At 59.1% G+C, this 10,250-nt stretch carries 10 protein-coding genes; 4 read left to right on the forward strand and 6 right to left on the reverse strand.

Features of this window, described 5'->3' with window-relative positions:
- Positions 1 to 13 precede the first annotated feature (13 nt).
- Genes NQH49_RS02485 through NQH49_RS02505 form a run of 5 tightly spaced genes read right to left on the reverse strand, consistent with a single transcriptional unit; the run spans position 14 to position 4,870 of the window.
- A complete protein-coding gene (locus NQH49_RS02485; RefSeq protein WP_256698265.1) occupies positions 14 to 430 on the reverse strand; it encodes a hotdog fold thioesterase in 417 nt (138 codons plus the stop codon).
- A 3-nt stretch (positions 431 to 433) separates the two neighbouring features.
- Positions 434 to 1,192: a 2,3-dihydro-2,3-dihydroxybenzoate dehydrogenase gene (dhbA, locus tag NQH49_RS02490; protein ID WP_256698266.1), complete on the reverse strand. Its 759-nt coding sequence runs from the start codon at positions 1,190 to 1,192 to the stop codon at positions 434 to 436.
- Positions 1,189 to 2,043 (reverse strand): isochorismatase family protein, encoded by an 855-nt coding sequence (locus NQH49_RS02495; RefSeq protein WP_256698267.1) that lies wholly within the window; start codon positions 2,041 to 2,043, stop codon positions 1,189 to 1,191. Before NQH49_RS02495 ends, dhbA begins: the two co-directional genes overlap by 4 nt.
- Positions 2,044 to 2,061: 18 nt before the next feature.
- A complete protein-coding gene (locus NQH49_RS02500; RefSeq protein WP_256698269.1) occupies positions 2,062 to 3,678 on the reverse strand; it encodes a (2,3-dihydroxybenzoyl)adenylate synthase in 1,617 nt (538 codons plus the stop codon).
- A gap of 10 nt (positions 3,679 to 3,688) precedes the next feature.
- The gene (locus tag NQH49_RS02505; RefSeq protein WP_256698270.1) at positions 3,689 to 4,870 is read right to left on the reverse strand and encodes an isochorismate synthase; all 1,182 of its coding nucleotides are present in this window, start codon (positions 4,868 to 4,870) and stop codon (positions 3,689 to 3,691) included.
- A 176-nt stretch (positions 4,871 to 5,046) separates the two neighbouring features.
- Between NQH49_RS02505 and fepB the strand changes: the two genes are divergently transcribed.
- Positions 5,047 to 6,012, forward strand: a complete 966-nt coding sequence (fepB, locus tag NQH49_RS02510) for a Fe2+-enterobactin ABC transporter substrate-binding protein (protein WP_256698272.1) — start codon at positions 5,047 to 5,049, stop codon at positions 6,010 to 6,012.
- Here the strand turns inward: fepB and entS are convergent.
- A complete protein-coding gene (gene entS / locus NQH49_RS02515) occupies positions 6,007 to 7,257 on the reverse strand; it encodes an enterobactin transporter EntS (protein WP_256698273.1) in 1,251 nt (416 codons plus the stop codon). The genes fepB and entS overlap by 6 nt on opposite strands.
- Positions 7,258 to 7,398: 141 nt before the next feature.
- Between entS and fepD the strand changes: the two genes are divergently transcribed.
- Genes fepD through NQH49_RS02530 form a run of 3 tightly spaced genes read left to right on the forward strand, consistent with a single transcriptional unit; the run spans position 7,399 to position 10,165 of the window.
- Entirely contained in the window at positions 7,399 to 8,388 is a 990-nt protein-coding gene (fepD, locus tag NQH49_RS02520) for a Fe(3+)-siderophore ABC transporter permease (protein WP_256698274.1), read from the forward strand.
- On the forward strand, positions 8,385 to 9,368 hold the full coding sequence (gene fepG / locus NQH49_RS02525; RefSeq protein WP_256698275.1) for an iron-enterobactin ABC transporter permease: 984 nt from the start codon (positions 8,385 to 8,387) through the stop codon (positions 9,366 to 9,368). Before fepD ends, fepG begins: the two co-directional genes overlap by 4 nt.
- Entirely contained in the window at positions 9,365 to 10,165 is an 801-nt protein-coding gene (locus NQH49_RS02530; protein ID WP_256698276.1) for an ATP-binding cassette domain-containing protein, read from the forward strand. The genes fepG and NQH49_RS02530 overlap by 4 nt, the downstream gene beginning before the upstream one ends.
- Positions 10,166 to 10,250 lie beyond the last annotated feature (85 nt).

The raw sequence follows: 10,250 nt of genomic DNA on the forward strand, positions 1-10,250 counted from the left end.
CTTTTTTTATCTCTTAACCCAGCACCGCCACCGTCAATCTTGAGGTGCAGCACAGCTGATCGCGGGTATTACGAATCTCAATCTGCCAGCTTTGATTACGCGCACCAAGGTGTAGCGGGCGACAAATGCCACGCACTTCACCGCTGCTTACCGCGCGATGGTGGCTGGCACTCACCTCAATGCCCACCACGCTTTTGCCGTCTTCGATGCTGAGATAACCGGCGATCGATCCCATCGACTCCGCCAGTACCACCGAAGCACCGCCGTGCAGCAAGCCAAACGGCTGCTGCGTGCGGGCATCCACCGGCATGGTGGCTTCGAGATAATCTTCACCGATGGTGGTAAACACAATGCCAACGTGTGCCACCAGCGAGTTCTCACCCATCTTATTCAGCGTTTCAAGGTCGACCGATCGTTTCCAGATTGCCATCACTTAGGATCCCAGCGTTGCGCCACCGTCGACCACAATATCCTGCAGTACCACGTGGCTGGCAAGATCCGAGGCGAGGAACATCACGTTAGCAACGATCTCCTGCGGTTTAGCGATCTTACGCAGCGGGATCCCCAGCTTGTACTGATCCGGAAAACCGTTAATCATCTCCTGCTCGGCTTCTGGCGTATGCCACAGGCTGCGTTGCATATCGGTATCGGTGGAACCTGGCGAGACGATATTGCAGCGCACGCCGAACGGCGCCATTTCCAAACCCACGGTCAGACACAAGCTGCGCAGTGCGGCCTTGGACGCGCCATAAGCGGACATCCCAAGACGTGGCGCATGTGCCGCATTTGACGCGATGGTGACAATCGCGCCCGCACGCTGCTGGCGAAACACCGGCAAGGTTTGCTGGAACATGTTGAACGCGCCGCCGGCATTCACCGCCAGACACGCTTGCCAATCTTCAAACGCCAGTTCATCGGTGCTGCCAATACGCAGGATGCCGGCACCGTTCACCAGCACATCCAGACGTGGCTGGTCCGCCAGCAAACGCTGACAAACCGCTTTCACCTCGGCGGCGTTCGCGACATCCAATACCTGCGTGGTGAACGGATAGTCGGCTTGATCGAAACGCAGATCGAAGCCGATAACCTGCGCACCTGCCTGATGGAAGCTCAGCGCGGTGTGATAACCAATCCCTTTGCCCGCGCCGGTCACCCAGACAATCTTTCCGCTAAAGTCGAACGTCGCACTCATTTAGTCGGCACCCTTGATAACAGCGCCCACCAGCCATCGACGGTCGGATTTTTTGCCAGACTGACGAAGTCGATATCGCTGTGCACCTGACGCCAGCGCGCCGCTAGCGCCATTACGCGTACCGAATCCAGACCGTAATCGATTAGGTTCTCGTCATCTTCCGGCACATCGTCATCTTCCAGCAGCGGCAGAATCAGCGCACGCAGATCGTCTTTGCTCAACGGCAGCGGCATCAGATCGGCGGTCATCACCACTTTACCGCTGCGACCCGCAGTGTAAGTCAGCGCCATCATGTGCTCTTCACGCGTGAAGTCGGCCAGCGCATCCGCCACCATGAACGGCTGGATGTTACGCATAAAGGCGTCAGTCGCGGTGGTCAGGCAGCCGATATGTGCGTACACGCCGGTGATGATCAGCTGATCGCGGCCCATCTCCTGCAGGATCGATTGCAGCGGTGAGCGCACGAAGGCGCTGTAACGCCATTTGGTCAGAACCTGGTCGTCCTGATCCGGTGCCAGCGCATCAACGATCTTCTGCTGATCCGGATGTTTGTTCAGGCCCGGTCCCCACATGTCATTAAGCAACGCGCGATCGGCATCGCTCTGCTCGTTCGGCTGGGCGGTGTAGAACACCGGAATGCCCTGCGCTTTGCAGTAAGCACGCAGGCGAGCGATGTTTTCCACCACCTGATTAACCAGCGGGCTGTTTTCGCCCCAGAAATTGAGGAAATAAGCCTGCATATCATGAATCAGCAGCGCGGCGCGCTGAGGTTCCAACACCCACTTCACTTTATTGGTTGGCAGTTCAGTCGCTGCAGGCAGCGCGTAAGCGTTCAGTTTTGGAATAGCCATTACAATCTCCGGAACAGGTCAGGCTTGCGCTTGTTGATCGGCAAGCTGTTGGCGTAAACGTTTTTTATCCACCTTGCCGACAGGCGTCAGCGGCAGGGCATCTACGCAGGTAATACGGTCAGGTAATTTGAACTCGGCCACGCCCAGTTCGCGCAGGTGACGACGCAGCGCCACTGCTTTAATCGGTTGGCTGGCGACAATAAAGGCGCAGCTCTTTTCACCCATCAGTTCGTCGTTCATTGACACCAGCGCGGCGTGGATCACATCCGGATGGCGCTGCAGCAGGTTTTCGATCTCTTCTGCGGCGATCTTCTCGCCACCGCGATTGATCTGATCCTTTTCGCGCCCTTGCACGGTGATGTAGCCCTGAGCGTCGATCTCAATCAGATCGCCCGAACAGTAATACCCGTTGGCGTCGAAGCTGGCGGCGTTATGTTCCGGGCTCTTGTAGTAGCCTCGGAAGGTGTAAGGGCCGCGCGTCATCAGGCGGCCGATGGTGCCGGTTGGCAACGCGTTGCCATGTTCATCGGCGACCCACACTTCATCATCTTCAGAGATCGGGCGGCCTTGCGTGGTGAGAATGATGTTCTCATCGTCGCCAAAGCGGGTGTAGTTCACCAGACCTTCAGCCATGCCGAACACCTGCTGCAGCTGACAGCCAATTTCACGCTGAATACGTGCCGCCAGGGTTTCGCCCAGTTTGGCACCGCCCACCTGAATACGCTGCAGCGAGGCCAGCTGTGTATTGCTGCCCCATTCCTGAATCGCCTGTAACCACAAGCTCACCGCCGGCGGCACCAAACCGGTATCGGTGACCTGATGCTTCTCGATCAGCGGGAAGCAGAGCGTGGCGCTGGGATCGGCGGCCAGAATTACCTGACCACCGGCATAAAATACGCCGAGCGAGCCCGGTGAGCTCATCGCGAAGTTATGCGGTGCGGGCAGGGCGATGAGATAGCGCGTATCGGCGGTCACCTGACAGATCTCATCACTGGCGCGAATGCTGTAGTAATAGTCGTTGTGGGTGCGCGGAATCAGCTTCGGCGTGCCGGTACTGCCGCCAGAGAGCTGGAAAAATGCCACTTCATCGGCGGCGGTTGGCGTGGCGACGAAATCTCCCGCAGCTTCCGCCATCAAGGATTCCAGCGTGTTTTCCGGCTGGTTGTCATTGCGCAGAATCACCTGCTGCAGAGAAGGCTGCGCATCGCATAGCGTGCTGATAAAGCTATCGTCAGCAAACAGCGCGTGAGTGCGATCGGCAATCAGCAGCTTAGGTTCGATCTGCGCCGCATAGGCGCTCAGCTCGGTACGCTGATGGCTGAACAGCGCAAATACCGACGCCACGCCGAGCTTAAACAGCGCAAATACCGTGACATAAAAATCAGCCACGTTGCCAAGCTGCACCAGCGCCGTATCGCCGTTTTGGAGGCCACGACGCTGCAGCGCGGCGGCCAGATTGCTGCTCAGCACATCCATTTCGCGATAGCTGATCTGACGATCGCCATCAATCACCGCGATGGCATCATTGTGCTGATGACGCACCAGAATGTCGGTCATCGGCACATCCAGCCAGTAACCTTTTTCACGGTAGCGCGCAGCCAGATCGTCCGGCCAGCGAGTATAGGGAATGCTCATGCTCTTTCCTTTATTGCAGTCCAAAGGCGCGCAACATGGTGTCCAGCTTCACGCCGGTTTCACGCCACTCTGATTCGGGTTGGGAGTCGGCGACAATGCCCGCGCCAGCAAACAGGCGTACGCGCGTACCCTGCACGGTGCCGCAGCGGATGGTGACCACCCATTCGCCATTGCCTTCGCTATCGCACCAGCCGACGATGCCGCCAAACAGTTGACGATCAAAAGGTTCCAGCTGCTGAATGAGCTGCTGCGCGCGCTGATGCGGGAAGCCGCTCAGTGCTGGCGTTGGATGCAGCAGGCAGGCCAGCGACAGCGCATTTTCGCGCTCATCCTGCACTTCACCGTCAATTTGCGTGGCGAGATGCCACAGCGTGGCGGTGGTGATCAGCGATGGAATAGTTGGCACCGACAGCAAACGGCTGCGCGGCTGCAGGGTGTCGCGCATCGCATCGGTCACCAGTTTGTGCTCGTGACGATCTTTACCGGAGTCCATCAGCGTATCGCCTGCTGCACGATCCTGTTGAGCATCGTCGTGATTACGCCGCGCCGAGCCCGCCAGCGGGCAAGAGCTAAAATCGCGCCCCTGTTTGCGCAGCATCAGCTCCGGACTGGCGCCAATCAGCGCACCGCCTTGCGGCAGCGGCAGATGGAAATGGTAGCTGTTGGGGTTCTGCGCAATCACGCGCTGCATCAGTGCGGCGGTATCAACCGGCTGTTCGGTGACGATATCCATCAGACGCGACAGCACCACTTTATCCAGATCGCCGCGCTGCGTGGCCGCCACCGAATCGGCCACCATGGTGGTAAATACGTCGTGGTCCGGTATCGCTGCGCGACGACGCACCTGCGGCAGATCGCTGACGTTTTGCGGCAGCGCGCTTTGCAGGTCGGCGCGGTTAAACGTCTGATAGGTTTCAGGAATAAACAGCGCAGCCGGTTGGCTGACGTCAAACGGGATCGCGCCGACCAGAATCGGATTGTCGATGCCCTGTTTTTTTGCCGCGGCAAAATGCTGACGCAGCTGTTGTTGGAAATCACCGTCCAGCGACGCGGCGTCTGCTACCGGCGCGGTAATGGTGGTATAGCATCCTTGCGTTGCCAAACTACGCCACGGCGAGGTAAAGAGGAAACCACGGCTTAGCGCGGAATAATCCTTCAGCCAGGCATTTTCAAACGTGGAAGATTCCACCATAATTTTCACCTATAAATGATAAGATTATTAAGAATGATTATCATTTTTATTATGGGCCTGTAACCTACGTCGATTGGGCAAAGGTGTCAATCCATTCGCGGGATTTCAGCTGCGTTTAAACGTAATCAGGCGCTGACGCTAAGCAGGGCAATATGCTAAAAAGTGGACCAAAACTTATGAATAAATGCGGTTTTTGGGGCATTGCAGCCCTTATATGTGTTTTCCAGATTTTCACCAGCATCGCCCACGCTGAACAAGGTTGGCCGCGCACCGTGCAGGGCGCCAACGGGTCAATCACTCTTGATCACGCGCCGCAGCGCATTGTCTCGACCAGCGTCACGCTGACCGGCTCGCTGCTGGCCATTGATGCACCGGTCATCGCGTCCGGCGCAACCGCACCAAACAGTCGTCTTGCCGACGATCAGGGTTTCTTCCGTCAGTGGAGCGATGTTGCTAAAAAGCAGCATCTGCAACGTCTGTACATCGGTGAACCCAATGCCGAAGCGGTTGCTGCGCAAGCGCCGGATCTGATCATCGTCAGCGCTACCGGCAACGATTCTGCTATTAAACTCGCCGAACAGTTCTCGGCTATTGCACCGACGCTGGTGGTCAATTACGACGACAAAAGCTGGCAGGATGTTGTGACGCTGTTAGGCCAGGCTTCAGGTCACGAAGCGCAGGCGGCGCAGCGCATTAAAGCTTTCGACGATCGCGAAGCGGCACTGAAAAAAGCCATCACGCTGCCACCGCAACCGGTTTCCGCCATGGTGTGGAACGGTGGCGGGCGCGCGGTCAATCTGTGGACCACAGCCTCGGCGCAGGGCAAGCTGCTGGAACAACTTGGCTTCACCCTGGCAACGCCACCGGCGACGGTTGAGCAGGGCCACAGCATGGGGCAGCGCAAAGACATCATTCAACTGTCGGGTGAAAACGTTGCCAGCGGGCTGAACGGTAAAACCTTCCTGCTGTTTGCCGCTGACGATAAAACCACGCAATCGGTGTTAGGCAATCCGTTCCTTGCGCAAAACGCTGCCGTGCAGAACAAACAGGTGTACGAGCTGGGCGTCGATTCTTTCCGTCTCGATTACTACAGCGCCAGCAATCTGCTAGCGCGTCTGGAAAAGCTGTTCGTTAAATCATGATGCCTGTTCCGCCAGCTCCGGTGCTGGCGGATGGTAACGACGTAAACGGCCCATCACCAACCACATCGCTATGCCCAGTAGCGCCGCCGCAAAGCCAAACACGGCGGCGGCCTGCGGTGGCAGCAGCCATGAACCCATTGCGCCAATCACCGCCGCACCAATCGCATCGCCGGTCACGTTCTGCGCGGTCCACAAGCCGTTGATACGGCCTAACAGATGATCCGGCGTTAATGCCTGAATCATCGCGTACTGCACCAGACTGTTGATGGCGCTGAAGTAGCCGAAGGCGACTAAACAGGCGAGTGCCAGCGGCAGATTCGGCATCAGGCTAAACAAACCCAGCGCGATAAACGCCGCAATCGCGCTGCCGAGCACCAGCTGTCCGGGACGCGCGGCGTGTTTCAGTCTACCGCTGGTGAATGCGCCGATAGCCGCACCAAGCGGCACGGCAGCGTACATCAGGCCAAGCTGGTCCGCGCTTACTGACCAATGCGGCGCGAGGGATGGATAGAGCACGCGCACCGCGCTGGCCAGCGTCACTAATGCGCCAATCAGCGCCACCATGCCGACAATCGGGCTGGCGAAAAGAAACTGCACGCCAGCGGCGAGGGATTTCAGCGGATGTTCACGCGGCTGCGGCGGAGGCGGCAACGTCGGCAATTTCAGCAGCGTTAACACGGTAAGCAAAGTGCCGAAGGCGGCGAGGGCGTAGTTCCAGGTTATGCCGCCATGCGCAATCACCAGACCGGCAATCGCTGGCGATAAAATCGAGCCGAAGCGCACCGTCAACATGGTGATCGCGCCCGCCTGCATAATGTTTTCCCTGCCGACCAGCGCGGGCGTCGCCGCCAGCAGCGCGGTCACGCCAATCGCGCCGAAAAAGCCATCCCAGAAACCGAGCAGATAAACCGCGATCAAAGAGGGTTCTGGCAGCGCGGCGTTGGTGGCCAGCGCGATAAAACCTAAGCCGCAGGTGGATCGGGCAAACAGAATCAGCTTTTTGCGTTCATGGCGATCCGCCAATACGCCGCCGGTGAGCAGGCCGATAAACATGCCCGCAGCGGCCAGCGTCACCGCCAATCCCACCAGCAGCGGTGAATTTGTCAGGTGCTGAATCTGCACCGGCACCGCCACGGCGAGCATGCCGAGTGCGACAATCGAGATAAAACGCGCGATAAACACCGCGCGAAAAGCCGGATGGGTTTTCAGCAGCGAGAGATCGATAAAGTGGGAAGATTTGTTCATGTGTTCGCCTTATTGCACCAATTTTCCTCATCGTCCGCGAGGCGAGTCATGGTAACATAGCTAAACGCGAGTAATAACGATAACCATTATCAAGTTACATCGCGCATGCGACGACGTTGAACAGTGAAGGTTTAGAACGCTATGCGCCAGATTCGTGCATTAGCAGGCTCAGGGATTCTGCTCTTGCTCCTCATCGCGCTCAGCTTAATGCTGGGGGCAAAATCGATACCGCTTCCCGATGTTTATCATTCGCTTACCACCTCCTGTAACAGCGCGGAGTGCGTCATTGTGCGTGACGCGCGCCTGCCGCGTACGCTGGCCGGTTTGCTGGCGGGCGTGGCGCTGGGTCTCGCCGGTGCGTTAATGCAGAGCCTGACGCGCAATCCGCTGGCCGATCCCGGCATCCTTGGCGTTAACGCCGGAGCCGGTTTCGCGGTGGTGATTGGCATTGCGCTGTTCGGTGCGGACTCGCCGGTGGATTGGCTCGGCTTCGCCTTTGGCGGCGCGCTGCTGGCTTCAGTGCTGGTAGCGATGACCGGCGCGATTGGCGGCGGGCGCGTTAATCCGGTGCGTCTGACGCTGGCCGGCGTAGCGCTGGGCGCGGTGCTGGATGGATTAACTTCTGGCCTGTCGCTGCTTAATCCTGACATCTACGATCATCTGCGCTTCTGGCACAGCGGCTCGCTGGATATTCGCACCTTCTCCACGCTGCGCACGCTGTTTCCGGCGGTGCTGATCGGCAGCATGGTGGCCATTGCGCTGTCGCAGGCGCTGAACAGTTTGAGTATGGGCGGCGACATGGCGACCGCGCTCGGTACGCGGGTGGCGCGCACCCAACTGCTTGGCCTGCTGGCGATTGCGCTGCTGTGCGGCGCAGCCACGGCGGCGGTAGGCCCAATTGCGTTTGTTGGTTTGATGACACCGCACTTTGCTCGCTGGCTGGTGGGCAACGATCACCGCTGGATGCTGCCCGCCACCGCGCTGATCACGCCGATTCTGCTACTCGCCGCCGATATCCTTGGCCGCCTGCTGGTGGCGGGCGAGCTGCGGGTTTCCATCGTTACGGCGATGCTCGGTGCGCCGATGCTGATTGTACTGGTGCGCCGTAAATTGGGCCGGGGTGCACTATGACGCGTCGTGTCTGGCTTCATACGCTTTGGCTGCTGTGCGCCTGCGCTCTGCTGGCTTATCTGGCGATGACGCGCGGCGCATTGCAGATCAGCGGTGAACAGATCTGGCAAATTCTGCTTGGGCAGGGCGCCAGTAACGTCAAACTGATCGTGCTGGAGTGGCGTTTGCCGCGCGTGCTAATGGCGCTGTTGATTGGTGCCGCGTTAGGCATCAGCGGCGCGATTTTCCAGTCTCTGCTGCGTAATCCGCTCGGCAGCCCGGATATTCTCGGTTTCAACACCGGCGCATACAGCGGCGTGCTGGTGGCGCTGGTGCTGTTCAATCAAAGCGTCACGGCGATGACCGGCGCAGCGTTAATTGGCGGCATTGCCACGGCGGCGCTGGTCTATCTGTTTGCCTGGCGCAACGGCGTGGAAACCTTCCGCCTGATTATCGTCGGCATCAGCGTGCGAGCGCTGCTGATGGCGTTGAATTCATGGCTGATTATCAGCGCCTCGCTGGAGTCGGCGTTGAGTGCGGGCTTGTGGAGCGCCGGATCGCTTAACGGCATTACCTGGGCGAAAACGCCGCCGGTGATTGCGGTGCTGCTGCTGGCGTTACTGCTAATGGCGCTGCTGGCGCGGCGGATGCGGTTGCTGGAGATGGGTGACGACACCGCCTGCGCGCTCGGCGTACCGGTGGAGCGCAGCCGCATGTGGCTGATGCTGATTGGCGTAGTGCTCACGGCGGCGTCCACCGCGCTGGTCGGGCCGATTTCGTTTGTCGCGCTACTGGCGCCGCAGATTGCCCGTCGTCTCGGCGGCGGTGTCAAAGGTGCGTTGCCGCTGGCGGCACTGTGCGGCGCGCTGCTGCTGATAGCCGCAGACTTCGCCGCCCAGCATCTGTTCCTGCCTTATCAATTACCGGTTGGCGTGATTACCGTCATTCTCGGTGGACTTTATCTGATTGCTTTACTGGTGCGGGAGGCGCGACGCCAATGACCGAGATCCCTTCACGTCTGCGCGGCGATGACCTGACGCTGGGCTACGACAAAAAGGTGGTGGCAGAGAATCTGTCGGTGGCGATTCCGCAAGGTGAGCTGACGGTGATTATCGGCCCCAACGCCTGCGGCAAATCGACGCTGCTGCGTACGCTGAGTCGTCTGCATACACCGCTGCAAGGTGAGGTGTTGCTGGATGGCGCGGCCATTGCCAGCTATCCCACCAAAGAGGTGGCGCGGCGTCTGGGCCTGCTGCCGCAAAGTTCGGATGCGCCAGCGGGCATCAGCGTCACTGAGCTGGTGGCGCGCGGACGCTATCCGCATCAGGCGCTGTTTGGGCGCTGGCGTGCGGAAGATGAAGCGGCGGTGCAGAACGCGATGCGCGCCACCGGCGTGGCCGATTTGGCACAGCAGTCGGTAGATACGTTATCGGGCGGTCAGCGCCAGCGCGTGTGGATTGCCATGGTTTTGGCGCAGGAAACGCCATTACTGCTGCTGGATGAACCGACGACCTGGCTGGATATCACCCATCAAATTGAGCTGCTGGAGTTGATGCAGGATCTTAATCAGCAGCATGGTCGTACGCTGGTGGTGGTGCTGCACGATCTTAATCATGCCTGCCGCTATGCCACGCATTTGATAGCGATGCGTTACGGCAAGATCGTTGCCGAAGGGAAGCCGTCGGAGATTGTGACGCCGGCGTTGATCGAGCAGGTGTATGGTTTGCGCTGCGTCATTGTGGAAGACCCGGTGGCGCATACGCCGATGATTGTGCCGCTGGGGCGCGGGAGTAGTTAAAGACAGTGCGCGCTGGCCCTCATCCCAACCTTCTCCCGCAAGCGGGAGAAGGAGAAGATTAGTTCCCTCTCCCGCTTGCGGGAGA

The sequence above is a fragment of the Pantoea trifolii genome (assembly GCF_024506435.1).
Lineage (GTDB): Bacteria > Pseudomonadota > Gammaproteobacteria > Enterobacterales > Enterobacteriaceae > Pantoea > Pantoea trifolii.

What these genes read in the sequence shown, in the direction of transcription:
- NQH49_RS02485 (WP_256698265.1), bottom strand. Translation starts at nt 430, where the DNA reads ATGGCAATCTGGAAACGATCGGTCGACCTTGAAACGCTGAATAAGATG.
- dhbA (WP_256698266.1), bottom strand. Translation starts at nt 1,192, where the DNA reads ATGAGTGCGACGTTCGACTTTAGCGGAAAGATTGTCTGGGTGACCGGC.
- NQH49_RS02495 (WP_256698267.1), bottom strand. Translation starts at nt 2,043, where the DNA reads ATGGCTATTCCAAAACTGAACGCTTACGCGCTGCCTGCAGCGACTGAA.
- NQH49_RS02500 (WP_256698269.1), bottom strand. Translation starts at nt 3,678, where the DNA reads ATGAGCATTCCCTATACTCGCTGGCCGGACGATCTGGCTGCGCGCTAC.
- NQH49_RS02505 (WP_256698270.1), bottom strand. Translation starts at nt 4,870, where the DNA reads ATGGTGGAATCTTCCACGTTTGAAAATGCCTGGCTGAAGGATTATTCC.
- fepB (WP_256698272.1), top strand. Translation starts at nt 5,047, where the DNA reads ATGAATAAATGCGGTTTTTGGGGCATTGCAGCCCTTATATGTGTTTTC.
- entS (WP_256698273.1), bottom strand. Translation starts at nt 7,257, where the DNA reads ATGAACAAATCTTCCCACTTTATCGATCTCTCGCTGCTGAAAACCCAT.
- fepD (WP_256698274.1), top strand. Translation starts at nt 7,399, where the DNA reads ATGCGCCAGATTCGTGCATTAGCAGGCTCAGGGATTCTGCTCTTGCTC.
- fepG (WP_256698275.1), top strand. Translation starts at nt 8,385, where the DNA reads ATGACGCGTCGTGTCTGGCTTCATACGCTTTGGCTGCTGTGCGCCTGC.
- NQH49_RS02530 (WP_256698276.1), top strand. Translation starts at nt 9,365, where the DNA reads ATGACCGAGATCCCTTCACGTCTGCGCGGCGATGACCTGACGCTGGGC.